The 24542-nt window shown below is 62.9% G+C and carries 25 protein-coding genes and 1 other RNA gene; 14 read left to right on the top strand and 12 right to left on the bottom strand.

Going from position 1 to position 24542, the window contains the following annotated elements:
• The first annotated feature begins 5 nt into the window (after positions 1 to 5).
• The 5 genes from AB8B02_RS28310 to AB8B02_RS28290 all read left to right on the top strand — a co-directional run bounded on the left by AB8B02_RS28310 (position 6) and on the right by AB8B02_RS28290 (position 3932).
• Positions 6 to 713 (top strand): pyrimidine 5'-nucleotidase, encoded by a 708-nt coding sequence (locus AB8B02_RS28310; RefSeq protein WP_120288255.1) that lies wholly within the window; start codon positions 6 to 8, stop codon positions 711 to 713.
• 101 nt (positions 714 to 814) lie between these two features.
• Complete coding sequence (dapD, locus tag AB8B02_RS28305; RefSeq protein WP_231078267.1) at positions 815 to 1660, top strand: 2,3,4,5-tetrahydropyridine-2,6-dicarboxylate N-succinyltransferase; 846 nt, start codon at positions 815 to 817, stop codon at positions 1658 to 1660.
• 69 nt (positions 1661 to 1729) lie between these two features.
• Positions 1730 to 2206 (top strand): DUF805 domain-containing protein, encoded by a 477-nt coding sequence (locus AB8B02_RS28300; protein ID WP_093759806.1) that lies wholly within the window; start codon positions 1730 to 1732, stop codon positions 2204 to 2206.
• Complete coding sequence (gene dapE / locus AB8B02_RS28295; RefSeq protein WP_439065792.1) at positions 2206 to 3375, top strand: succinyl-diaminopimelate desuccinylase; 1170 nt, start codon at positions 2206 to 2208, stop codon at positions 3373 to 3375. The genes AB8B02_RS28300 and dapE overlap by 1 nt, the downstream gene beginning before the upstream one ends.
• Complete coding sequence (locus AB8B02_RS28290; RefSeq protein ID WP_089262806.1) at positions 3372 to 3932, top strand: phosphorylase family protein; 561 nt, start codon at positions 3372 to 3374, stop codon at positions 3930 to 3932. The genes dapE and AB8B02_RS28290 overlap by 4 nt, the downstream gene beginning before the upstream one ends.
• Here the strand turns inward: AB8B02_RS28290 and truA are convergent.
• Genes truA through def form a run of 3 tightly spaced genes read right to left on the bottom strand, consistent with a single transcriptional unit; the run spans position 3929 to position 6162 of the window.
• Entirely contained in the window at positions 3929 to 4669 is a 741-nt protein-coding gene (gene truA, locus AB8B02_RS28285; RefSeq protein ID WP_184513178.1) for a tRNA pseudouridine(38-40) synthase TruA, read from the bottom strand. The genes AB8B02_RS28290 and truA overlap by 4 nt on opposite strands.
• Positions 4669 to 5601, bottom strand: coding sequence for a methionyl-tRNA formyltransferase (gene fmt, locus AB8B02_RS28280; RefSeq protein ID WP_439065791.1), 933 nt, complete (start codon positions 5599 to 5601; stop codon positions 4669 to 4671). The genes truA and fmt overlap by 1 nt, the downstream gene beginning before the upstream one ends.
• 39 nt (positions 5602 to 5640) lie before the next feature.
• Entirely contained in the window at positions 5641 to 6162 is a 522-nt protein-coding gene (gene def / locus AB8B02_RS28275) for a peptide deformylase (RefSeq protein WP_089262812.1), read from the bottom strand.
• 231 nt (positions 6163 to 6393) lie between these two features.
• Between def and AB8B02_RS28270 the strand changes: the two genes are divergently transcribed.
• Positions 6394 to 7608, top strand: coding sequence for a DNA recombination protein RmuC (locus AB8B02_RS28270; protein WP_439065790.1), 1215 nt, complete (start codon positions 6394 to 6396; stop codon positions 7606 to 7608).
• Between the two features lie 194 nt (positions 7609 to 7802).
• Here AB8B02_RS28270 and AB8B02_RS28265 read toward each other — a convergent pair whose 3' ends face one another.
• On the bottom strand, positions 7803 to 8099 hold the full coding sequence (locus tag AB8B02_RS28265) for a GIY-YIG nuclease family protein (protein ID WP_120288249.1): 297 nt from the start codon (positions 8097 to 8099) through the stop codon (positions 7803 to 7805).
• 231 nt (positions 8100 to 8330) lie between these two features.
• Here AB8B02_RS28265 and AB8B02_RS28260 point away from each other — a divergent pair, with 231 nt between their 5' ends.
• A complete protein-coding gene (locus AB8B02_RS28260) occupies positions 8331 to 9698 on the top strand; it encodes an AmpG family muropeptide MFS transporter (protein WP_439065789.1) in 1368 nt (455 codons plus the stop codon).
• A gap of 11 nt (positions 9699 to 9709) precedes the next feature.
• On the opposite strand, the gene AB8B02_RS28255 is transcribed toward AB8B02_RS28260, so the two are convergent.
• The 5 genes from AB8B02_RS28255 to ffs form a co-directional block, all read right to left on the bottom strand.
• A complete protein-coding gene (locus AB8B02_RS28255) occupies positions 9710 to 10156 on the bottom strand; it encodes a hypothetical protein (protein ID WP_439065788.1) in 447 nt (148 codons plus the stop codon).
• 16 nt (positions 10157 to 10172) lie between these two features.
• Positions 10173 to 10775: a recombination mediator RecR gene (gene recR, locus AB8B02_RS28250; RefSeq protein WP_089262818.1), complete on the bottom strand. Its 603-nt coding sequence runs from the start codon at positions 10773 to 10775 to the stop codon at positions 10173 to 10175.
• Between the two features lies 1 nt (position 10776).
• Complete coding sequence (locus AB8B02_RS28245) at positions 10777 to 11097, bottom strand: YbaB/EbfC family nucleoid-associated protein (protein ID WP_089262819.1); 321 nt, start codon at positions 11095 to 11097, stop codon at positions 10777 to 10779.
• A 21-nt stretch (positions 11098 to 11118) separates the two neighbouring features.
• Entirely contained in the window at positions 11119 to 12996 is a 1878-nt protein-coding gene (locus AB8B02_RS28240) for a DNA polymerase III subunit gamma/tau (RefSeq protein WP_439065787.1), read from the bottom strand.
• A gap of 170 nt (positions 12997 to 13166) precedes the next feature.
• Positions 13167 to 13263: signal recognition particle sRNA small type (gene ffs / locus AB8B02_RS28235), an RNA gene on the bottom strand.
• Positions 13264 to 13443: 180 nt separating this feature from the next.
• On the opposite strand from ffs, the gene AB8B02_RS28230 reads away from it, so the two are divergent.
• The 6 genes from AB8B02_RS28230 (at position 13444) to AB8B02_RS28205 (ending at position 18434) form a co-directional block, all read left to right on the top strand.
• Entirely contained in the window at positions 13444 to 13866 is a 423-nt protein-coding gene (locus AB8B02_RS28230; protein ID WP_068732762.1) for an HIT domain-containing protein, read from the top strand.
• A gap of 5 nt (positions 13867 to 13871) precedes the next feature.
• Positions 13872 to 14810 (top strand): NAD(+) diphosphatase, encoded by a 939-nt coding sequence (nudC, locus tag AB8B02_RS28225; RefSeq protein ID WP_439065786.1) that lies wholly within the window; start codon positions 13872 to 13874, stop codon positions 14808 to 14810.
• A 16-nt stretch (positions 14811 to 14826) separates the two neighbouring features.
• Entirely contained in the window at positions 14827 to 15759 is a 933-nt protein-coding gene (locus AB8B02_RS28220) for a sugar kinase (RefSeq protein WP_439065785.1), read from the top strand.
• 78 nt (positions 15760 to 15837) lie between these two features.
• Positions 15838 to 16347: an Lrp/AsnC family transcriptional regulator gene (locus tag AB8B02_RS28215; protein ID WP_089262825.1), complete on the top strand. Its 510-nt coding sequence runs from the start codon at positions 15838 to 15840 to the stop codon at positions 16345 to 16347.
• 145 nt (positions 16348 to 16492) lie between these two features.
• Positions 16493 to 17527 (top strand): YeiH family protein, encoded by a 1035-nt coding sequence (locus AB8B02_RS28210; protein WP_439065784.1) that lies wholly within the window; start codon positions 16493 to 16495, stop codon positions 17525 to 17527.
• Positions 17528 to 17537: 10 nt separating this feature from the next.
• The gene (locus AB8B02_RS28205; protein ID WP_439065783.1) at positions 17538 to 18434 is read left to right on the top strand and encodes a LysR substrate-binding domain-containing protein; all 897 of its coding nucleotides are present in this window, start codon (positions 17538 to 17540) and stop codon (positions 18432 to 18434) included.
• A gap of 59 nt (positions 18435 to 18493) precedes the next feature.
• Here the strand turns inward: AB8B02_RS28205 and AB8B02_RS28200 are convergent, their stop codons facing one another.
• From AB8B02_RS28200 to hrpB, 3 genes are all read right to left on the bottom strand, one after another.
• Positions 18494 to 19993, bottom strand: a complete 1500-nt coding sequence (locus AB8B02_RS28200) for a phosphomannomutase/phosphoglucomutase (RefSeq protein WP_439065782.1) — start codon at positions 19991 to 19993, stop codon at positions 18494 to 18496.
• Positions 19994 to 20137: 144 nt separating this feature from the next.
• Complete coding sequence (locus AB8B02_RS28195) at positions 20138 to 20656, bottom strand: TIGR02281 family clan AA aspartic protease (protein ID WP_093759832.1); 519 nt, start codon at positions 20654 to 20656, stop codon at positions 20138 to 20140.
• A gap of 141 nt (positions 20657 to 20797) precedes the next feature.
• A complete protein-coding gene (gene hrpB, locus AB8B02_RS28190; RefSeq protein ID WP_439065781.1) occupies positions 20798 to 23272 on the bottom strand; it encodes an ATP-dependent helicase HrpB in 2475 nt (824 codons plus the stop codon).
• Positions 23273 to 23474: 202 nt separating this feature from the next.
• Here hrpB and AB8B02_RS28185 point away from each other — a divergent pair, with 202 nt between their 5' ends.
• The gene (locus tag AB8B02_RS28185) at positions 23475 to 24539 is read left to right on the top strand and encodes an acyltransferase family protein (RefSeq protein WP_439065780.1); all 1065 of its coding nucleotides are present in this window, start codon (positions 23475 to 23477) and stop codon (positions 24537 to 24539) included.
• Positions 24540 to 24542: the final 3 nt, after the last annotated feature.

Genomic DNA, 24542 nt, shown 5'->3' with positions numbered 1-24542 from the left:
AATCAATGACCCTGCCGACCAAATCGCCACGTGCCTTCAACCATGTCGAGACCTGGGTGTTCGATCTCGACAACACGCTGTATCCGCACCACGTGAACCTGTGGCAGCAGGTCGATGGCAAGATCCGCGACTTCGTCGCGAACTTCCTCAGGATTTCGCCCGACGCGGCCTTCAAGGTTCAGAAGGACTATTACAAGCGCTACGGCACCACCATGCGCGGCATGATGACCGAACACGGCGTCCGCGCCGACGACTTTCTGGCTTTCGTCCACGAGATCGATCATTCGCCGCTGGAGCCTAACCCGGTGATGGGCGCCGCGATCGCACAATTGCCCGGCCGCAAACTGATCCTGACCAACGGCTCGGTCGCCCATGCCGGCGCCGTGCTGGAGCGCCTCGGTTTCGCCGACCAGTTCGAAGCGATCTTCGACATCATCGCCGCCGATCTGGAGCCGAAGCCGGCTCAGCAGACCTATGACAAGTTTCTTCGCCTGCACGGCGTCGATCCCTCCAAGGCCGCCATGTTCGAGGACCTGTCACGCAACCTCGTGGTGCCGCACAAACTCGGCATGACGACCGTGCTGATCGTGCCCGACGGCGCCAAGGAGGTCGTCCGCGAGGACTGGGAGCTGGAAGGCCGTGACGACGACCATGTCGATCACGTCACCGACGATCTGACCGGGTTTCTGGCGGCGCTGAACAAGGCCCGGTAGGGCGGGATGGCCGCCCGCGCGTCTTGACTCTCCCCAGCCGAATCCCGACAAAAGCTCCAAGAAATCACCTTTTTACCCACGATCTGTCCAAGGAAATCGCGATGTCGCTGACCGCCCTCGAATCCACCATCAATGCCGCCTTCGACGCGCGCGACAACGTCAACGCCTCGACCAAGGGTGAAGTCCGCGATGCTGTCGATCAGGCGCTGAACCTGCTCGACAAGGGCGAGGCCCGCGTCGCCGTGCGTGCAGACGACGGCAAGTGGACCGTGAACCAGTGGCTGAAGAAGGCCGTGCTGCTGTCGTTCCGCCTCAATGACATGGCGCAGATCTCTGGTGGTCCCGGCGGCGCGGCCTGGTGGGACAAGGTGCCCTCGAAGTTCGAGGGATGGGGCGACAACAGCTTCCGCGACGCCGGCTTCCGCTCTGTACCGGGCGCTATCGTGCGCAAGTCGGCCTTCATCGCCAAGAACGTCGTGCTGATGCCGTCCTTCGTCAATCTCGGCGCCTATGTCGATGAGAGCTCCATGGTCGACACCTGGTCGACGGTGGGCTCCTGCGCCCAGATCGGCAAGCGCGTGCACATTTCCGGCGGCGTCGGCATCGGCGGCGTGCTGGAGCCGCTGCAGGCCGGCCCGGTGATCATCGAGGACGACTGCTTCATCGGCGCCCGCTCGGAAGTCGCTGAAGGCGTGATCGTGCGCAAGGGTGCGGTGCTGGCCATGGGCGTGTTCCTGGGCGCATCGACCAAGATCGTCGATCGCGAGACGGGCGAAGTATTCGTCGGCGAAGTGCCGGAATATGCGGTGCTGGTCCCCGGCAACCTGCCCGGCAAGCCGATGAAGAACGGTCAGATCGGCCCCTCCACCGCCTGCGCCGTGATCGTGAAGCGTGTCGACGAGCGAACCCGCTCCAAGACCAGCATCAACGAACTGCTGCGCGACTGATTTGTCGTTTCGTCCGGTTTGCGCGTAGCATCGTGCAAACCGGACCGATCCGTTGAATTGAGGGCTGCCATGGACTGGACCACGCTGCTTTTCAGCTTCAAGGGACGGATCAACCGCGGCAAATACTGGCTCGCGATCCTGATCTACATAGTGGCCTGGATCGCCTTCGTAGCCGCTGCCGTGATGTGGCTCGGCGGCTTTGACACCGATCGCCTGTTCAGCATGGTCGGCGGCGCGTTGCTGCTGTGGCTGGCCGCCATTGTCCTCATCACCGCCGGTACATGGTCCGGCATCGCCACCGGCATCAAGCGGCTGCATGACCGCGAGAAGAGCGGATGGTGGATCCTGGTGTTCTGGCTTGGGCCGAGCGTCCTCAGCGGCATCGGCAGCACCAGCAGCGCGAGCACCAGCTTCGTCTTTCATATCGCCAGCTTCGCCGTGACCATCTGGGCCATCGTCGAACTGGGCTTCCTGCGCGGCACCGCCGGGCCGAACGAATACGGTCCCGATCCGCTTGCCGCGCTTGCCACTGCACCAAGGGTCTGATGTCCACCGACGCTCTCTCCATCGCTCAAGATCTTCTCCGCTGCCCCTCAGTCACTCCTGCTGACGCCGGCGCCCTCGGCGTGCTCGAGAGCATGCTGACGCCGGCCGGCTTCGAAGTCCATCGCGTCACCTTCAGCGAGGAAGGCAGCGCCGATATCGAAAACCTCTATGCCCGTATCGGGACTTCCGCGCCGCATATCTGTTTTGCTGGCCATACCGACGTGGTGCCGCCCGGTGATGAAGCGGCGTGGACCCATGGCGCTTTCTCCGGCGACGTGACGAACGGCCTGCTCTACGGCCGTGGCGCGGTGGACATGAAGGGTGGCATCGCCGCGTCAGTCGCCGCCGTGCTGGACTATCTGGCCGCGAATGACGGCAAGCCGCAAAAGGACGGCGGCGGTTCGATCTCCTTCCTGATCACCGGCGACGAAGAAGGCATTGCCGTCAATGGCACCGTGAAGCTGCTGCAATGGGCGGCCGAGCGTGGCGAAAAGTTCGATCATTGCATCGTCGGCGAGCCCTCGAATGTCGAGGAGATGGGCGACACGATCAAGATCGGACGCCGCGGGTCGCAATCAGGCACGCTGGTCGTCGATGGCGTGCAGGGCCATGTGGCCTATCCGCATCGGGCGTCGAATCCGGTGCCCGACATCGCTGCGCTGATCACAGCGCTGAGCAGCGACCCGCTCGATCAGGGCAATGCGCAGTTTCAGCCGTCCAATCTCGAATTCACCTCGGTGGATGTCGGCAACAAGGCGACCAACGTCATCCCCGCGCAAGCGCGGGCGAAGTTCAATATCCGCTTCAACGACCATCACACGCAGGCGTCATTGCGCGACCTGATCGATGCACGCGTCGCAACTGCCGCCGGCAATCGCATTCGCGCGCATGTGATTTGGGAGCCGAGCAATTCGGACAGCTTCGTCACAAAGCCCGGCGCCTTTACCGATACGGTCGTCGCCGCGATCAAGGATGTCACCGGCCGTACACCGGATCTCAACACGGGCGGCGGAACCTCGGATGCGCGCTTCATCAAGAACTACTGCCCGGTGATTGAATTCGGCCTGGTCGGGCAGACCATGCATCAGATCGACGAACACACGAAGGTTGCCGATCTGGAGAAGCTCACCCAAATCTATCGCGGCGTGCTGGATCGGTATTTCGCATGAACGGCAAGATTCTTGTCCTCACCGCGCTCGAAAGCGAGCTCGACAAATCACGCGCGCCTGCCGAGATCGAGGTGATTTTCACCGGCGTCGGCAAGATCAACACCACGATCGCAACGCTTCAGGCGGTGCAGGCCATGCAGCCCAAACTCGTCGTGAACTACGGCACCGCGGGCAAGCTAAACACCAAACTCAACGGCCTCGTCGAGGTCAGCGACGTGATCCAGCGCGACATGAATGCCGAGCCGTTGGCGCCGCGCGGCCGCACGCCCTTTGCGCCCGATCTCGACCGCCTGGTCTCGGGCCAGCGCGGCGTGATCTGCGGCAGTGGTGACAGTTTCGTCACCTCCACCGATCCTTGGCTGGTGTCGAACAATGTCGATATCGTCGATATGGAACTGTTTGCCATCGCGCAGGTCTGCCTGCGCCACGGCATTCCCTGGCGCGCCTTCAAGTTCATCACCGACGACGCCAATGATTTTGCGCATGAGCATTGGACGGCGAATGTCGCGAATGGACAGGATCTGTTCTGGGACGCGATGAAGGGCGTGAAGGTCTAGTAGTCGACCTTTACCAGATACAGCCCATCCGGCGGCGCCACGATGCCGCAGGCGCTGCGGTCCTTCGCGGCAAGCGCCGCAGCCAGATCGTCCGGCGTCCAGCGGCCGTTGCCGACCCAGACCAGTGAGCCAACCATCGAGCGCACCTGGCTGTGCAGGAACGAGCGTGCGGAGGTCGTGATAGTGATCGCCTCACCGTTCTGCACCACATCGAGCTGATCGAGCGTGCGGATCGGCGACTTGGCCTGGCATTCGGTATCGCGAAAGGTCGTGAAGTCGTGTCGACCGAGCAAACGCTTCGCAGCCTCGCTCATGGCAGCGACATCGAGCGGGCGCGGCACGCGCCAGACCCGGCCGGCATCGACGGCGAGGTTCGCGCGACGATTGGTGATGCGATAGACATAGTGGCGTTTGATGGCCGAGAACCGCGCCTCGAAATCATCCGGCACGATATCCGCCGACAGCACGCCGACCGGGTGTGGCCGCAGATGGGCATTCATGCCATCGCGAAAGCGACCGGGCACCAGCACTTTCGGCACGTCGCAATGGGCGACCTGGCCGAGCGCATGGACGCCGGCATCGGTGCGACCGGCGCCATGGACGCGGATCGGCTCGCCGCAAATGGCCTCGGCGGCACGCTCCAGCGCGCCCTGTACGGTCAGCGTCGCGTTGGCCTGCACCTGCCATCCGGAAAATGGCGCGCCGTCATATTCGATGATCATCTTGTAGCGCGGCATCAGCCCACCCGCAGAGGCGGCTTCAGCGGCGTGCCACGCAGAAATTCACTGGCCTTCATCGGCTGCTTGCCGGCGCGCTGCAGGTCGATGATCCGGATCGCGCCCTCGCCGCAGGCGATGGTGAGCTGATCGTCGATGATCTCGCCGGGCGCGCCCGCGCCCTTTGCAAGCTCGCAGCGCAGAACCTTCACGCGCACCGCCTCGCCCTCGATCGGCACTTCGCACCACGCGCCGGGAAACGGCGATAGGCCATGACAATGCCGAAGCACGTCGCGCGCCGGCTTCGACCAGTCGATCTTGGCCTCGGCCTTGTCGATCTTGGCCGCGTAGGTGACGCCGTCTGCACTCTGCGGGGTCAGGCTCAGCCGTCCCCTTTCCAGCGCGCCCATGGCACGCACCATCAGGTCGGCGCCGAGCGGCGCCAGTGCATCATGCAGGTCCAGCGCCGTCATCGCATCGGTGATCGCCAGCCGCTCGGCCATGGCGACATCGCCGGTGTCGAGGCCGACATCCATCTTCATCACCATGACGCCGCTCTCGGCGTCGCCCTCCATGATGGCACGATTGATCGGTGCGGCGCCGCGCCAACGCGGCAACAGCGAGCCGTGCAGGTTGAAGCAGCCGAGCGGCGGCACATCGAGAATGTTCTGCGGCAGGATCATGCCATAGGCGACGACGACCGCAGCCTCGGCCTCATGCGACCGGAACTCGACTTCCGCCTCCGGCGTCCGCAGCGTCTTCGGCGTGAACACGGGAATGCCGAGCCGTTCCGCCTCGCGCGCCACCGGCGTCGGCTGCAGCTTCATGCCACGGCCGGCGGGCTTTGCTTCGCGGGTATAGACGGCGACGATCTCATGGCCATGGGCCACGAGTTCGAGCAGCGTCGGCACCGCGAAATCCGGCGTGCCCATGAAGATCAAACGAAGCGACATAGGTCGGAGCCGATCTGTTGCAGCGTTGCGCGGAGAAACCTACTCCGCGCGCTTGGCGAGCTTGGTGAACTTCTTCAGCACACGATCGCGCTTCAGCTTGGAAAGGTAATCGACGAACAGCACGCCATTGAGATGGTCGATCTCGTGCTGAATGCAGGTCGCGAACAGGCCAGAGGCCTCTTCCTCGATGGTCTTGCCGTCGAGGTCCATATAGCGAATCCGCACCGTCGCCGGACGTTCCACTTCCTCGTAATATTCGGGAATCGACAGGCAGCCCTCTTCATAGACCGAGAGTTCTTCCGAGGCCGAGATGATCTCCGGATTGATGAAGACGCGCGGCTTCTTGCCGTCCTCCTCATCGTCCTTCTTGGCGATGTCCATGGTGATCAGCCGCAGCGGAACCGCGATCTGGATCGCCGCCAGCCCGATCCCGGGTGCGTCGTACATCGTCTCGAACATGTCGTCAGCGAGCTTGCGCACCTCCGACGTCACCTTCTCGACAGGTTTGGAGATCAGCCGCAACTGTTTGTCGGGCAGGATAATGATTTCACGAATGGCCATGGCGGCGATTTAATCTGCGCGCCGGTCCGGGTCAATCCGCTGGAAAAGCTGGACTTTGAAGGACGTTAACTCCCCGCTAACCATGAAAATTAAGGCGCGGTTAACGATGCCGGTTAAGGTCTGCTTAACCATATTTCTTAGGCTTGGGTTAACCAGGAAAATTCATCTTGCATTAACCATAAATGTTCCCTCTTCGTTCGCATGACCGACCGAATCGGCTACAAGGATGGGATGAACGAGATTCTTTTCATGATCGGCGACATGCCGGTCACCGCCGGCGTGGCATTGATGGGCTTTAGTGCTCTGGCGCTGGGTTTGCTGCTCGCCATCGCCATCATCATCGCTCGCTCCGGTAGCCGCGGCGCCGCCATGGCCATGGCCCAGGCGATCCGCGCCGACGAACTGGAAGAACGCCTCAGCGAAGTGCTGAAAGCACAGAACGAAGCCACCGGCCGCGTCGACGCCATGGGCCAGGCCTTGGCAGGCCGTCAGGCCGACATGGCACGCGCGGTGTCCGAGCGACTGGACTCCGTGACCCATCGCGTCGGCCAATCCATGGAACAGACCACGCGCAACACCATGGAAAGCCTGAGCGCGCTGCATGAGCGCCTGGGCATCATCGACAACGCCCACAAGAATCTCACCGACCTCACCTCGCAGGTGACGACCTTGCGTGACGTGCTCGCCAACAAGCAGTCGCGCGGCGCCTTCGGTCAGGCGCGGATGGAAAGCATCGTCAAGGACGGCATGCCGAGCGGCGCCTATGCGTTCCAGCACACGCTGTCGTCGGGTAAGCGGCCGGATTGCGTGATCTTCCTGCCGGACCAGCGCCCGCTGTGCATCGACGCAAAATTCCCGCTGGAAGCCGTCACGGCGCTGCATGACGCACGCAGCGACGACGAGAAGAAATACGCGGCGCAGCGCTTGCGCGCCGACGTGATGAAGCATGTTACCGACATCGCCGAGAAGTATCTGGTGGCCGGCGAGACGCAGGATACGGCGCTGATGTTCGTGCCGTCGGAATCCGTCTATGCGGAAATCCACGACGGTTTCGACGACATCATCCAGAAAGCCTATCGCGCCCGCGTCGTCTTGGTGTCGCCGTCGCTGCTGATGCTGGCGATCCAGGTAATGCAGCAGATCCTGAAGGACGCGCGGATGCGCGACGCCGCCGACCAGATCCGCACCGAGGTACTGAATCTGGGCGACGACCTCACCCGGTTGCGCGATCGCGTGATGAAGCTGCAGACGCATTTCGGGCAGGCCAATGAGGACGTCCGCCAGATCCTGATTTCCGCCGACAAGATCGAAAAGCGCGCCGGCCGCATCGAGGAACTGGATTTCAGCAAAAGCGAGCCGGCGGCCGAGATAGCCCCGGCCATCGCGAAGACCGCCGCCCCCGACATGTTCGCGCCGCTGCCGCGCAAGCTGCAGGCGGGGGAATAGCTCCAGAACTCCAACTGTCATCGCCCGGCCGAGCGCGCAATTGCGCGCTTGGACCGGGCGATCCAGTATCCGGCGGCGGTTGTAGTTTGCTATGAAGTATCAACGTTAAGGGCAGTGTATACTGGATCGCCCGGTCAAGCCGGGCGATAACAACTGAGAAAGTGGTGCCGAGAGGCAACTGAGTTATTGCGCCCTCACCGGCAGATGATCGGATACAGATCGTCCCAGTTCGGATTATCCTTCTCGATCAGCGCAATCTTCCATTCCCGCTTCCACTTCTTGAGCCGCTTCTCACGAAGCATCGCGTATTCGATATTGTCGAAGTGTTCGAAGTAAACGAGGCGATCCACACCATATTGCTTCGTGAATCCCTCTGCGGCTTTCGTTTTGTGTTCGTATACGCGGCGAATGAGATCGTTCGTCACGCCGATATAAAGCGTTCCGCCGATGTCGCTTGCCAGAATGTAGACGTAAAAGTTGTAGGCACGCATCGTCAGGACTCGCCACTGCCGTTGCACCAAACTCACTTGTCGTCACCCGGCTTGACCGGTTGACCCAGTATACACCGACCTTACGTTCGTACGACGCTGCCAAACACAACCAACGCCGGACTGGATCGCCCGGTCCTAGCGCGCAATTGCGCGCCAGGCCGGGCGATGACAACCGAGGGGAAGGATACGAAGCCACAGGCCGCTTTCCCCCGAATCTGCTAACCCTTCCCCATGACCAGCGCGCCTGACTCGTCCGAAGCCGCCCTCGCCTTGAAGCCCCGTGCCACCTGGCGCGAGAGCATGGCGGTGTATCTGCAGCCGCGGGTGCTGATCGTGCTGCTGCTTGGCCTGTCGTCGGGTCTGCCGCTTGCATTGTCCGGTTCCACGCTGCTGGTGTGGATGCGAGAATCCGGCGTCGATCTCGGCACCATCGGGCTGTTCGCTCTTGTTGGCACGCCCTACACGCTGAAATTCCTTTGGGCGCCGCTGGTCGATGCGCTGCATGTGCCGTTCTTCACGCGACAGTTCGGCCGCCGCCGCGGCTGGCTGGTATTTTCACAGCTGCTGCTGATCGGCGCGATCCTGCTGCTGGCGCTGACCGATCCCGCCCGCTCGCCACTGTTCGTCGCCCTTGGTGCGCTGCTGGTCGCTGCGATGTCATCGACGCAGGACATTGTCGTCGATGCGTTTCGTGTGGAGAGCCTGCCGGAGAGCGAACAGGCGGCCGGCATGGCGTCCTATGTCGCGGCCTATCGCATCGGCATGCTGATCTCGACCGCCGGCGTGCTGTTTCTAGTCAGCGCCTTCGAGAGCACGGGCATCGCGCGCTCCACCGCCTGGATGTGGGGCTATGTGGCAATGGCGGCGATGGTGCTGGTCGGCACGGTCACAGCGCTTGCGGCCACCGAGCCCGAGCAATCCGCGCAGGCCGAAGCCGCCACGCGCGGCGACAGCGCCTTCACGCGCGTGCTGCAGGCCGCAATCGGCGCGTTCTCCGAGTTTCTGGCCCGCAAGGACGCCTGGGCCGCGCTGGCCTTTGTCGTGCTGTTCAAATTCACCGACGCCTTTTCCGGCACCATGACAGCGCCGTTCGTGATTGATCTCGGCTTCACCCGCAACGACTACGCCGCCATCGTCAAAGGCGTCGGCCTTGCCGCCACGCTGATCGGCGGCTTCGCTGGCGGCTTCGTGGCGCGGCGCTATTCGCTGGCGGCGAGCCTGTGGATCGGCGCTGTGTTGCAGGCGCTGTCCAACCTGGCATTCTCGTGGCTCGCCATCGTCGGCGTCAATCAATGGGCGCTGGCACTGGCCATCTCGGTCGAGAATTTCACCAGCGCCATCGGTACGGTGATCTTCGTCGCCTACCTTTCGGCGCTGTGCAAAAACCCGCTGCACACAGCCACGCAATATGCGCTGCTCACGGCGCTCGCTGCGGTGGGGCGGACCTATCTGTCAGCAGGTGCAGGTTACGTCGCGCAGGCGACGGGATGGCCGATGTTCTTCGTCATCAGCGTGGTCGTCGCGGTGCCGAGCCTGATCCTCCTGATCTGGCTGCAGCGCCGCGCGCATTTCGAGATGCTGGGGCCGGTACGGGTTTAACCGAAGCGACCTCAGTTCGGCTTCGTCACCACGCTCCATTTCGTCACCAGCGCTTCACTCATCTGCCCGGCCTGCTCGGCGCAGGTGACTTCAGCAACCTTGAGCGCAACTTCCCTGCCGACAAGCTTCTTCAGCTGCGTGGCCTGCACGTCATTGGCAACGACGATCTCGAATGTCTCGGGACCGGTCTCAAGATTACACAGCCCTGCAGGCGCCGGCAGCCGACGCGGCTCGCTGACCACTTGATACACATTGGTGCGCTTGCCCTTGGCATCGCGGCTGCGCATGGCGTTGAGCTGCCCGGTCAGCACATCACCGATCTTCATGGTCTTCGGTGCCACCGGTGCGGCTGGCGGAGCCGGCGTTTCGGTCGCGCCTCCGGCAGCCGTAGCAAACAGGCCGGCCGCACAAATCGCAGCGGCCCAGGTCGGCAAAGCCTTCAAGTCATATCGTGTCATCAATGCTCTTCCAGTCTTAAAACAGCGTCCGCTGTCGCATTGCTGCCGACAGCGTGCCTTCGTCGAGATAATCGAGTTCACCACCAACCGGCACGCCATGTGCCAGCCGCGTCACCTTCACATTGGCCTCCTGCAGGAGGTCGGTGATGTAATGTGCCGTGGTCTGCCCATCAACCGTCGCATTCAGCGCCAGGATGATTTCGCTCACCTCTGAATCATGCGCACGTGACACCAGCGCGTCGATGGTCAGATCCTGCGGGCCGACGCCGTCGAGCGGCGACAGCGTTGCACCCAATACATGATATTTGCCCGTCGTCGCATGGGCGCGTTCGAGCGCCCACAAGTCCGCGACATCGGCGACCACCACGATGGTCGAGGGATCGCGGCGCGGGTCCGTGCAGATCGTGCAGGGATTCTGCGTATCGATATTGCTGCAGACCTTGCAGACCTGAATACGGTCGATCGCCACCTGCAACGCACCGGCTAGCGGCGTCATCAGCGCCTCGCGCTTCTTGATCAGATGCAGCGCGGCACGCCGGGCCGAGCGCGGGCCGAGACCGGGCAGCCGCGCCAGCAGTTGAATCAGGCGCTCGATTTCCGGACCGGCCGTGGATGCCATCTCAGGTAAGGCCCATCCCCGGCGGCAGACCGAGGCCGCCGGTCAGCGCCTGCATCTTCTCTTGCATCGCAGCTTCCGCCTTGCGGCGCGCATCACCGAGCGCTGTGACCAGCAGATCCTCAAGGATCTCGACTTCGTCGGCTTTAACCAGCGAGGGATCGATCTTCACGGCCTTCACTTCGGTCTTCGCGGTCATCCGCACGGACACGAGGCCACCGCCGGAGATACCTTCGACCTCGACATGGTCGAGCTCGTCCTGCATCGCCTTCATCTTCGATTGCAGCTGCGCTGCCTGTTTCATCATGCCGAGAAAATCAGCCATGAGTTTTCCTTCGCAGTTCGATTAATCGTCGTCGTTGAGACCGTCGGTCGCGTCATCGCTGATCAGGTCGCTATCGCTGCCGTTGAAGTCCGGCGGCTCAGGGGCGATGACACGAACCTCGACCTTCGCACGCGGAAACCGTGCCAGCACTTCCTTGACCCGCGGATCGGCTTCCGCCGCGCGCTGGCGTTCGTTCTTCTGCTCGAGCTGCTGATCGCGCAGCGTCGGCTGTCCCTGCTCGTTGGACACGATCACGGCCCAACGCCGGCCGGTCCACTGTTCGAGCTTCCGCGACAGATCGTTGATCAGCGTGCGCGACGCCGTGCGCTCCATCGCCAGCTCAAGCCGCCCGTCTTCGATCTTGATCAGGCGCACATCGGCTTCGAGCGCCCCGCGCACCATCAGGTCGCGTTTCTCGCCGGCCAGTGCGACGAGTTCAGGGAAGGTGGAAATCTTCAGCACCGCTGCGGGCGGTACATCTGCCATGCCGACTTGCGGCCGCGGCGATGGTTCCGCGCCGCCGCGCTGCATGGTCGGACCACGCGACGCACTCGCTGACATCGTCGGCATGGCGGACGGCATCTGCGCTGACGGCAAAGATGCCGACGGAGCGGACGATGGCGCGGCACGGCCTCCACCATTCGTTGGGATCATCGGCGACGTCCCGCCATTCTGGTCGAGCATCCGGATCGCTTCATCCGGCGTCGGCAGATCGGCAACGTAAGCGATGCGCACCAGCACCATCTCTGCGGCAGCGGCGGGACGCGTCGCGCCCTGCACCTCGGTGATGCCCTTGAGCAGCATCTGCCACATCCGCGACAGCACCCGCATCGACAGCTTCGAGGCGAAATCGCGCGCGCGCAGACGTTCGGTCTCTCCAAACGCGACATTGTCGGCGGTTGCCGGCACGATCTTCACGCGGGTGACGAAATTGACGAACTCGGCAAGGTCGCTCAGCACCACGATCGGATCGGCGCCGACATCGTATTGTTCGCGAAATTCCTTGAACGCGCTGGCGATGTCGCCACGTGCCAGCGAATCGAACAGGTCGATGACGCGAGTACGATCGGCGAGGCCGAGCATCTGCCGGACCGCATCCGCGCGGACCGTGCCTGCGGCATGTGCGATGGCCTGATCGAACAGCGACAGTGAATCGCGCACCGAGCCTTCGGCGGCGCGGGCGATGATGCCCAGCGCTTCCGGCTCGACCTCGACGTTTTCCTTACCGGCAATATTCGAGAGATGCGTCATTAGCACATCGGCATCGACGCGACGCAGGTCGAAGCGCTGGCAGCGCGACAGCACCGTCACCGGCACCTTGCGGATTTCGGTCGTGGCGAACACGAACTTGGCGTGTTCCGGCGGCTCTTCCAGCGTCTTCAGGAACGCGTTGAAGGCGGCGGTCGACAGCATGTGGACTTCGTCGATGATGTAGACCTTGTAACGCGCGCTGGAGGGCGCATAGCGCACGCTGTCATTGATCTGGCGGACATCGTCGACACCGGTATGCGACGCGGCGTCCATTTCGAGAATGTCGATATGCCGGCTTTCCATGATCGCCTGGCAATGGATGCCCGGCGTCGGCATATGGATGGTCGGGCCTTTGACCGAGCCATCAGCCATTTCATAATTCAGCGCGCGCGCCAGAATACGCGCCGTCGTCGTCTTGCCGACACCGCGGACACCGGTAAGGATCCAGGCCTGCGGAATGCGGCCGGTCTCGAACGCGTTGGAAACGGTGCGGACCAGCGCTTCCTGGCCGATCAGATCGTCGAAACTGCCGGGGCGGTATTTACGCGCGAGCACGCGATAGGGCGCGGCGGCAGCAGGCGCCGGGGCAACGCCCATATCGAAACCGCTCTGGTGATCATCAGGAGGGGACGTGCCAGCGTCGGTCATCGAGGAATCCGCAATGTGTTGTCTCGTAAAGCCGGCTTGCGGAACATCTGGCGCATCATAGGCGGAACGGGACACAAGTTCCGGCCTTCGATGCTGCCTCACTCATCGAACAAGGCGCCCACCGAGCAAACGACCCATGTGCAGGACGCTGAATTTGCTCGATAAAACAAGTAGGAGACTGACGAGCGACCCGATCCGGATCTCGTTAGGGCTGCTTCCTTCCGGACCTGACCCGATTGGCGAGTGGCTCGTCCACCGCCAATCTCCCGGTGCTTATTTGGGGCCAAAATGGTCGGAAAGCAAGCGCGGCGCGTGTCGCAAGTCCGCCGCAAGTTTTGCGCAGGAAAGTCGCAAGAAAACGTGGTCCAGACGCGCAAAACGGGCCATGACGGGAGTTGTCTGCGCAGCCGCTTCCTGCGACGCTGTGCGCCTTAATCGAGAGTCAGAATGGCCGCTCCCTCCTCCTGGTCGCTGCACGAGCAGCTGCAACAAGACACCATCGACATCGGCGACCTCCCCCTCAGCCGCGTGCTGGTGGTGAAGGACGCGCACTACCCCTGGCTGATGCTGGTGCCGCGCCGCGCCGACACGACCGAGATCATCGATCTCGACGAGGTCGCGCAGGGCCAGTTGATGACCGAGATCAACCGCGTCGGCCGCGCGCTCAAAGAAATCACCAAATGCGACAAGCTCAATGTCGCGGCGCTCGGCAACATGGTGCCGCAGTTGCACGTCCACATCATCGCGCGCCGCAAGACCGATGCCGCCTGGCCGCGGCCGATCTGGGGCGTGATGCCACCACTCGCCCATGACGCGGCAGAAGTGCAGCGCTTCATCTCAGAACTCCGCCGCAAGATCTGGCTCGGTTGACCATCATGACAAGCAAGCTGTTTCCGCTCGGCCATCCGGCCTTCGTCTCTAACACGCTCGACCGCGCCGCGCATCTGCGCTTCAGCGACGAGAAACTGTTCGCGCTGGAGGGCAAAAGCTCCTCGCGCGCTTATGTGATCTACCGCGACTCGCTGGTCATGAAGAAGGATGGCGATGCCCAGCGCGCGCTGCTGACCATCGACGAGGCGCTGAAATTCGGCGCCAATCCTGGCACTGTCTTTCTGGGCCTACGTGATGGCGATGCGGTGTTCGGCATGGGCATCGGCGCACCCGCCGTCGAAAAGCTGTTGACCCGCGACGATGTCGTCGTCAGCGAACTCCGCGGCATGGCCATGCAGGGCATGGTGCCGCCGGAACAACTCTCGGCGGTTGCACAGGCCAAGTCGCTCGTCTCCTGGCATCAGCGCCACGGGTTTTGCGCCAATTGCGGCGCCAAGTCCTCAATGGCCGAAGGCGGCTGGAAGCGCATTTGCCCGAGCTGCAAGACCGAGCATTTCCCGCGTACCGATCCTGTCGTCATCATGCTGGTGGAGAAGGGCGACAAATGCCTGCTCGGCCGCCAGAAGCAGTTCGCGCCGGGCATGTATTCGTGCCTCGCCGGCTTCGTCGAAGCGGCCGAGACCATCGAGGACGCGGTGAAGCGCGAGATCTTCGAGGAAGCCGGCATTCGCTGCACCGACGTCACCTATTACATGACGCAGCCCTGGCCCTACCCGTCATCCCTGATGATCGGCTGTTCGGCGCGCGCCATCAGCGACGAGATTACCGTCGACAAAATGGAACTTGAGGACGCCCGGTGGTTTGACCGTGACGAGGCGATGCTGATGTGGAAACGCGAACACCCGGACGGGCTCGCGGGGCCGCACCCATTCGCCATAGCGCATCATCTGCTCGGTCGCTGGCTGCATCCCGACCAAGCCTGACCACGGGGAATCCTTCATGAGTGCCAAGCCTGTCCACGTATTGTGTATCGGCCTGCCGGTTCGCGACCTGACCTTTGCCGTCGAAGCCGTCCCGGGGCGTGGCCAGAAATTCCCCTCCCAACGTTTCGCCCAGATCATCGGCGGCAATGCGCTCAATGCCGCCATTGGCGTCAGCCGGCTGGGCGGCCGGGCGTCGATGACCGGCCCGATGGGCGACAAGAACGAGACCGCCGATCAGTTTGTGTTCGACGATCTTGCCAAGGAAGGCATCGACTCTGCGCATCTGGTGCATATGCCGGGCCTCGTGACGCCGATCTCGGCCGTCATGATCGACCCTTCGGGCGAGCGCACCATCGTCACCTTCCGCGATCCCGAACTCTGGAAGGTAAAGCTGCCTGACCACGACCTGCTGCTGCAGGACTGCAACGCCATTCTGGTTGAGAGCCGCTGTGCCGGCTTCGCCACCGAGTTGTGCATCGAGGCACGTCATCGCGGCATTCCCGTCGTCGTCGACATCGACAGCACGCTGTCGCAGCGCGAGGGCCTGCTGACCGCTTCCTCGCACCTGATCTTCTCGGACGATGCGCTGCAATCGACCGCCGGCATCACCGACAATCTCAAGGCGCTGCAGAAGATGGCGACGCTGACCTCGTCCTTCCTTGCCGTCACCCGCGGCCCGCGCGGTACCCTGTGGCTCGACGAGCACGGACATCCCAAGGAAACCCCGGCCTTCCCCGTTCACACCGTGGACACCCTCGGCGCCGGCGACATTTTCCATGGCGCCTTCGCGCTGGAATTCGCGGGCGGCAAGTCGGTACCGGAGGCGCTGCGCTTCGCGTCCGCCGCCGCGGCCCTGAAATGCACCCGCTATGGCGGTGCTTTTGCCTGCCCGCAACGTGCTGAAGTCGAACAGCTTTTGAGGGAATCCAGGGTCGGCGCCCTTAGCTGAGGCGGTACAGGGCTTGCTTTGGAAGAATGTTCTATATATGAGGTTACTCGACCCCATAATTAGAACAAAGTTCTTCCCATGACCGATGTCGCCGACCAGCCCCTTGAATCCACCCGCCGCCTCGATGCGATCGATCGCAAGATCCTGACCGTCCTGCAGGAAGACGCCTCGCTGTCGGTGGCCGAGATCGGCGACCGCGTCGGGCTTTCGTCTACACCGTGCTGGAAGCGCATCCAGCGCCTTGAGGCCGATGGCGTGATCCTCCGCCGGGTGGCGCTGGTCGATCAGAACAAGATCGGCTTGGGTATCTCGGTGTTTGTCTCGGTGGAGAGCGGCGACCATTCCGACGCCTGGCTGAAGAAATTCGCCGATGCCGTCAGCGCCATGCCCGAAGTCATGGAATTCTACCGGATGGCCGGCGACGTCGACTACATGCTGCGCGTGGTCGTGGCCGACATGCAGAGCTACGACATCTTCTACAAGAAGCTGATCAGTGCCGTAGCCTTGAAGAACGTCACCTCCCGCTTCGCCATGGAGAAGATCAAGTCGGTCACGGCACTGCCGGTGCCACCGATGCCGGCTGCTTGAGAAATACCGCGCTGTCGTCGCCCGGTCGGACCGGGCGACCACGCCGAAACAGATCAATCATATAATTCGATTGGATCAACAATAATGATCAATTAGATTTATTGATCAAACGGCATGAGGATGTGGCCAAACCGGAGTTTGGCCCATGACCGTTCTTGCCCAAGATGCCAACCGCACCAGCCCGCTTGCTCCTCGCAACCCGCTTCTTCCCGGATTGGCGCTCACCGGCGCCATCGCCGGCACTGCACTCGCCTTGCGTGAAATCCCCTATATCGGCCTCGCCAGTCCGATGATCCTGGCCATCGGCATCGGTATCGCGATCCAGAACTCATCCGGCGCGCCGGCTGCGGCCAAAGCCGGCATCAGTTTCTCCATGCGCAGCATCCTGCGCTTCGCCATCATCCTGCTCGGCCTGCAGCTCACCGCGGCGCAGTTGCTGGAAGTTGGCGGCATCGGCTTCGCGGTGATCGCGGCGACGCTCCTTGCAACCTTCATCTTCACCACATGGCTTGGCCGCGCGATGGGTATCGACCGCAGACTGGTCGAACTGATCGCCGCCGGCACATCGATTTGCGGCGCGTCCGCCGTGATCGCAACCAACACCGTGACCCGCGCGCCCGATGAGGATGTCGCCTACGCGGTCGCCTGCGTCACCATCTTTGGCTCGATCGCCATGTTCGTCTATCCGCTACTCGGTAGCGTGCTGCAGCTCGACCCACATCATTTCGGGCTTTGGGCTGGCGCATCGATCCACGAGATCGCGCAGGTGGTCGCGGCCACCTTCCAGCAGAGCCGCGACGCCGGCGAATTCGGTACCGTCGCGAAACTCGCGCGCGTGATGATGCTGGCACCGGTGGTGATCACACTTGGCCTGCTGGCGACACAGCGCGCACGCGCCATCGGCGCGGAATCCGGCAGCGCCAAGGTGCCGATGCCGTGGTTCGCCTTCGGCTTCGTGGCGATGGTGATCCTGAATAGCCTCGTTGACGTGCCGCATGCAGCTATGAGCCTGATCATTCCGATCACGACCTTCCTGTTGACCATGGCGCTCGCCGCAATGGGGCTGGAAACCAATATCCAGAAGCTGCGCGCCAAGGGCCTGCGCCCGCTGCTGCTCGGCGCCGCAGCCTTCCTATTCATTGCCGGCTTCAGCCTCATGCTGGTGAAACTGACTACCTGACGGAGATGCCATGACGCTCGAACAGCTCCGGATATTCGTCGCCGTCGCCGAACACGAGCACATGACGCGGGCTGCCGAGAGTCTGCATCTCACCCAATCGGCCACCAGCGCCGCCATTGCGGCGCTGGAAACGCGCTATGCGACGCAGCTGTTTCACCGCGTCGGCCGCCGCATCGAATTGACCGAGATTGGCCGCGCCTTTCTGATCGAAGCCCGGGCCGTGCTGGCACGCGCTGCCGCCGCGACGACCGTCCTCACCGATATGGCCGGCATGACGCGCGGCTCCCTTGCGCTGGCCGCGAGCCAGACCGTCGGCAACTATTTTCTACCACCCATCATGGCGCGCTATCGCCAGCACTTCCCCGGCATCGACCTCAGCCTCCGCATCGGAAATACCGAACAGGTGGCCGACTGGGTGCGCGATGGCGAAGTCGATCTCGGCATCGTTGAAGGCGCGGTTGACGATCCGGCGCTCGCGACCCAGCCCGTGGGCGACGACGAACTTGTGCTGGTGGTCGGTCAATCGCATCCATGGGCGAAGCAACATGCTGTCGTACCGGGTCAGTTCGCCGAGGCAGACTGGGTGCTGCGTGAAGCCGGCTCCGGCACGCGCGCCATCGCGCAATCGGTGCTGGACCAATCAGGAATCGCGCCTGACCACATTCGCGTTGCCATGGAGCTGCCATCGAACGAAGCCGTCTGCGCGGCCGTCGTGGCCGGCGCTGGTGCGAGCATCATCTCACGCCTGGCTGCCGCCGCCTTGATCGGCAGCGGTGATCTCATCGCCATCAAAGCCTCGCTGCCGACACGGCGCTTCGTCCAGCTGCGCCACAAGGAGCGCTATGTGACGCAGGCGGCAAGGGAGATGTCGGAGATGATTGCGGCGGATCAGGCAGCCAGAACGTAACTCGCACGATTTTCCACCAACTGTCGTCGCGCGGCTTGGCCGGGCGACGACAGCAGAAATCAAATCGTCTGGTTATACGCGCCGACTTCCGGATGCGTCCGCAGTACCACATTCATGGCTTCGAACATGTCGTGCATCCGCGCTTCGGAGACCGGGCTTTCGACCACGACCACCAGCTCCGGTTTGTTCGATGACGCCCGCACCAGACCCCAGCTGCCGTCCTCGCAGGTGACGCGCACGCCGTTGACCGTGACGAGATCGCGGATCGATTGTCCGGCGACCTTGTCGCCTTTCTTCTGCGCATCCTCGAAATGCTTCACCACCGCAGCGACGACGCCGTATTTGGTCTCGTCGGCACAATGCGGCGACATGGTCGGCGACGACCAGGTCTTCGGCAACGCCTCCTTGAGATCGGCCATGGTCTTGCCGGGCGCGCGGTCCATCATTTCGCAGATCGCAATCGCCGAGACGAGGCCGTCGTCATAGCCACGGCCCACCGGCGCATTGAAGAAGAAGTGACCGGACTTCTCGAAGCCGGCGAGCGCCTTCAGCTCATTGGTGCGGCGCTTCATGTAGGAGTGGCCGGTCTTCCAGTAGGTCGTCTTGGCATTCTGCTTCTGCAGCACCGGATCCGTCACGAACAGTCCGGTCGATTTCACGTCGACCACAAAGGTCGCATCCTTGTGAACCGCGGACATATCGCGGGCGAGCATCACGCCGACCTTGTCGGCGAAGATTTCCTCGCCGGTGTTGTCGACGACGCCGCAGCGATCGCCGTCGCCGTCGAAACCGAGGCCGACATCGGCCTTGTGTTCGAGCACCGCATCGCGGATCGCGTGCAGCATCTCCATGTCTTCCGGATTCGGATTGTATTTCGGAAAGGTGTGATCGAGCTCGGTATCCAGCGGAATCACCTCGCAGCCGATCGCTTCCATCACTTGTGGTGCGAAAGCACCCGCGGTGCCGTTACCGCAGGCCACGACGACCTTCAGCTTGCGCTTCAGCTTCGGGCGGTTGGTGAGGTCGGCGATATAACGCGCCGGATAATTTTCGTGGAATTGATAGGAGCCGCCAGCCTTGTTCTTGAACTCGGCATTGAGCACGATTTCCTTGAGCCGGGTCATCTCGTCCGGACCGAAGGTCAGCGGCTTGCTGGCACCCATCTTCACACCGGTCCAGCCATTGTCGTTATGCGAGGCCGTCACCATGGCGACACAGGGCACATCGAGATCGAACTGCGCGAAATAGGCCATCGGCGTTACCGCGAGGCCGATATCATGGACCTTGCAGCCGGCGGCCATCAGGCCCGTCATCAGCGCGTATTTGATCGAGGCGGAGTAGCCACGGAAATCATGTCCGGTGACGATTTCCTGCTTCTGGCCGAGTTCTGCAATCAGCGCGCCGAGCCCCATGCCCAGCGCCTGAATGCCCATCAGGTTGATTTCCTTGCCGAACAGCCAGCGCGCGTCATATTCGCGAAAACCCGTGGCCTTTACCATCGGCTCGGATTCGTAAGCGTAGGTATTCGGCACGAGCAAGGGCTTCGGCTTCGGAAACATCGCAGGACCTCGCATCAATTGGGATCAATCTTGAATGCGCAGGCTTAGCCTTTGCGCACGCCTGTGGGAAGGAGCACGGGCATTCAAGAATGCGAGTTTGTTTAGAATTGGGCTGCGGCGTGAATGCGTGGGGGATATGAGGTACTACTGTTCGAGTACCATCCGGCCATTTGCATATTCGAAGCGTTTCAACTTCGAGAGAAACGACAGGCCGAGCAGATTCTCGGACAGTGCCTCATCGGGCAGCACCATCGCATCGACATCACGCACGGTCAGCTCACCGACCTGCACGACAGCGATTCGCGTGCGCGCAGCCTTCAGCGTTCCGTTCGCCGTTGTCACCGTGGCGTTATAATCAGCACGCGACGGACGCAAACCAAATCGTGCCGCCGACTTTTCATTCAATGCGATGACGGACGCGCCAGTATCGACCATGAAACCGATGCGCTGGCCCTCGATACTCCCCTCAGTCTGGAAGTGACCGCGCGCATCGCGCGCAATCGACAGGCTGCGGACACCGGCCTTTGCATTGGCCTGTGTGGTGGGTGCGGGGGATGACGCCTTCGCCATGGCCGGCGTCGTCGCCGTCATCTTGTCGGCCATCTGCGCCATCACGGTGCCCAGACCGATCAGGATCGCCGCGAAGAACATGATACTACGCATACGCAACCTCACTGAACGCAATCAGGGGAACCGCGAGTTCATCACACGGGCTCACCACCGTCCGTTCAGGACGGTCTTACAGACTGCTATTTTCGCGAAAAGGATGAGCGAAGCGTTAATGAGCGGCACTTTGCCTGATGATCACGTCCCGCGCGGCTTCACGCGGCGCGTCGGCAGCGCATTGGCGGGATCTTCCGGCCAGGGATGTCGCGGATAGCGGCCGCGAAGGTCCGAGCGCACGTCGAGGTAGCTGCCCCGCCAGAAGCCCGGTAGATCGCGCGTCACCTGCACCGGCCGCTGCGCCGGCGACAGCAATTCCAGCACCAGCGGCACCTTGCCCTTGGCGACCGACGGATGGGTGTTGAGCCCGAACAATTCCTGCAGACGGACCGCAATGGTCGGCCCCTGCTCGGCTTCGTAATCGATCGCCAGTACCGTCCCCGTCGGCGCCTCGAAATGCGTTGGCGCTTCCTTGTCGAGCCGCGCGCGCAGATCCCAGGGCAGCAGGCCCATCACGGCGTCGGACAGATCGCCCGCCGAAAAGTCCTTCAGCGAGATCTTGTCGAACAGCGCCGGCATCAGCCAGCTTTCGCGCGTCGCGGCAAGCGCAGTGTCGGACAGATCGGGCCACGCGTCGCCTTCCGACGCACGCAGGAACATCACGCGTCCGCGCCACTGCTGCAGCGCCTTGGACCATGGCAGGCGGTCGATACCCGCGGCGACCAGACCGTCGGCGAAGACACGCGCGGTGTCTTCGGACGGTTTCAGCGTGAACGGTGCTTCCGACAACGTGATCGCATGCAGCACACGCTTGCGACGGCCACGCAGCGACATCGATGCGCGATCGAAACTGACATCGTCGGTATTCTCGATCTGATCGGCGAAGCGCGTTTCGATATCGGCCTGCGCGATCGGCGCTGCCAGCAGGATGCGGCCATTGGCGGCGGTTCCGGTGAGTTCGGCAACGGCGATGTAAGGCGCCCGCGCAAGCGCGGCGCTTTGTTCGATCGACGCCCCGCGACCATTGGCCAGCACGAAACTGCCATTGCCGCGGTTCTTGGCCATGCGATCCGGGAAGGCGAAAGCGAGCATGGTGCCGGTGGAAAGCTCCTCGTTCTCTTGGGCAGAAGAGGATTTTTCAACCTGCGACGCCCAGCGCTCCGCGAGCTGCCGGGCGCTGCCGGCGCGCTGCGAGCGGTCGCGGCGGAATTGATCGAGTCTGACATCGAGATCGACACTGTCGCCACCAAGCCCGCGCTCGGTAAGGATGGCAGCGATCTCGGCAGCTTCCTCGCCATAGCCGAAGCGCGCCGAATCCACGATCATGCGCGCCAGCCGCGGCGGCAGCGCCAGCGCGCGCAGCGCATGGCCTTCTTCGGTGATACGGCCATCGCCATCGAGCGCGCCGAGTTCGCCGAGCAGGCCGCGCGCTTCCTTCAGCGCTGGCGCGGGCGGCGGATCAAGGAAGGTCAGTTGTGCGGGATCGCTGACGCCCCATTGCGCGAGATCGAGCACCAGCGTGGACAGATCCGCGCTGAGAATTTCGGGCTGTGTGTAGGCCGGCAATGAGGCGGTCTGCGGCTCGTCCCATAGCCGGTAGCAGATGCCGGGCTCGGTCCGGCCGGCGCGGCCGCGGCGCTGATCGACGGCGGCGCGCGAGGCCCGCACGGTCTCCAGCCGCGTCAGTCCGATGTCCGGCTCATAGCGCGGCACGCGCGCGACGCCGGAATCCACCACGATCCGCACGCCTTCGATGGTCAGCGAGGTCTCGGCAATCGACGTCGCGAGCACTACCTTGCGCTGTCCCTTGGGCGCGGGCTGGATGGCACGGTCCTGTACGCCGGCATCGAGTGTACCGAATAAAGGGACGATCTCGATGGACGCGTCCTGTACGCGCTCGGCGAGAAAGTTCTGCGTGCGACGGATTTCCGCGGCACCCGGCAGGAAGGCCAGCACCGAGCCGGGATCGGCACGCAAGGCGGTCGCGATAGCGTCGGCCATCTGCCGCTCGAGCTGGATGTCGGGCTTGCGGCCGAGATAGCGCGTCTCCACGGGATAAGCGCGGCCCTCGCTGGCAATGACCGGTGCATCGCCAAGCAGCTTCGCGATGCGTGCGCCGTCGATGGTTGCCGACATCACCAGGATACGCAGATCCTCGCGCAATCCGGTCTGCGCGTCGCGCGCCAGAGCGAGTCCCATATCGGCATCCAGCGAGCGCTCATGGAATTCGTCGAACAGCACCGCGCCTATATTCTTCAACTCGGGATCGTCGAGGATCTGCCGCGAAAAGATGCCTTCGGTGACCACTTCGATCCGGGTGTTGCGCGAGATCTTCGAGCCAAAGCGGACGCGATAGCCGACGGTCTCGCCGACGCGTTCGCCCAGCGTTTTCGCCATCCGCTCGGCGCTGGCGCGGGCTGCGATGCGCCGCGGCTCCAGCATGATGATCTTTTTGCCCTTCAGCCACGGCGCATCGAGCAAAGCCAGCGGCACACGCGTGGTCTTGCCGGCGCCCGGCGGCGCCACCAGCACCGCGGCGTTGCCGGCGTCCAGCACGCCTGACAGCTCATCGAGCACAGCATCGATGGGCAGGGATGTATCGAAGGTTCGGGTCAAATCAGGCTCTGTAATGGTCCGGGCTGTCATACGCGGCAGCGGAGCGGCGGACCATCCCACATTCCTTAACCTGCGTTAACCACCCCGCCAAACTCGCACTGCCGCGACCATTTGCGGGGCATATTTGGGGTTCAGAGAAAGGCAATTGAAACCGATCTCGTCTCATGATCCCGCCAAAAGAAGCGCCGAACAGGGGATACCGATGACCACCAGTGGCACATTCGCCGTCGCCGATCGTGCGGCGCTGTCAGGCACAGAGCGAATCGACTGGGTCGATTACGCCAAGGGTATCTGCATCATCATGGTGGTGATGATGCATTCGGTGCTGGGTGTCGAACTGGCCGCCGGCCAGACCGGCTACATGCATCTGCTGGTGGCCTTCGCCAAACCGTTCCGGATGCCGGATTTCTTCCTGATCTCCGGGCTCTTTCTGGCCCGTGTCATCGACCGTGACTGGCGGACCTATCTCGACCGCAAGGTCGTCCACTTCCTGTATTTCTACATGCTGTGGGTGACCATCCAGTTCGGCTTCAAGGCGCCCGGCTTTGCTGCCGAACACGGCTGGGCCTATGTCGCCAATCTCTATCTGATCTCCTATATCGAGCCGTTCGGCACGCTGTGGTTCATCTATATGCTGCCGGTGTTCTTCATCGTCACCAAGCTGGCGCGGCGCGTGCCGCCGCTGCTGATCTGGGGCATCGCCGCCGCGCTGGAGATGGCGCATATCAGCACCGGCTGGACGATGATCGACGAGTTCTGCGCGCGCTTCGTCTATTTCTATTCGGGCTACCTGTTCGCGACGCAAGTCTTCGCGCTGTCCGATCGCGCACGGGCCAAACCAGTGATGGCGCTGGTCGGCCTTGCGGCCTGGGCACAGGTCAATGCCGCTCTCGTCTATGACGGCTGCAGCGAATGGCCAGTGATCTCGCTGATGCTCGGCTTTGCCGGCGCGGTCGCGATCATCGTGATGGGCACGCTGCTGGCGAAGATGCAATGGCTCGGCTTCATCCGCTTCTTCGGCGAGCATTCCATCGTGATCTATCTCGCCTTCTTCCTGCCTATGGCGACATCCCGCGCGCTATTGCTGAAATTCAGCCCGTTCGACATCGGCACGATCTCGCTGCTGGTGACACTCTGCGGCGTCATCGGCGCGCTGGTGATCTGGAGGCTCGCGCTGATGGTCCGTGCGAACTTCCTGTTCGAGCGCCCGGCAGCGTTCTGGATTGTGCCGAAGAAGAAAAGCGCGACGCTGCAGGCGGCGGAGTAGAAC

The organism is Tardiphaga sp. 862_B3_N4_1 (genome assembly GCF_051811085.1).
Lineage (GTDB): Bacteria > Pseudomonadota > Alphaproteobacteria > Rhizobiales > Xanthobacteraceae > Tardiphaga > Tardiphaga robiniae.
The sequence above is the reverse complement of the archived record's forward strand: the minus strand, read 5'-3'. Positions and strand labels throughout refer to the sequence as shown.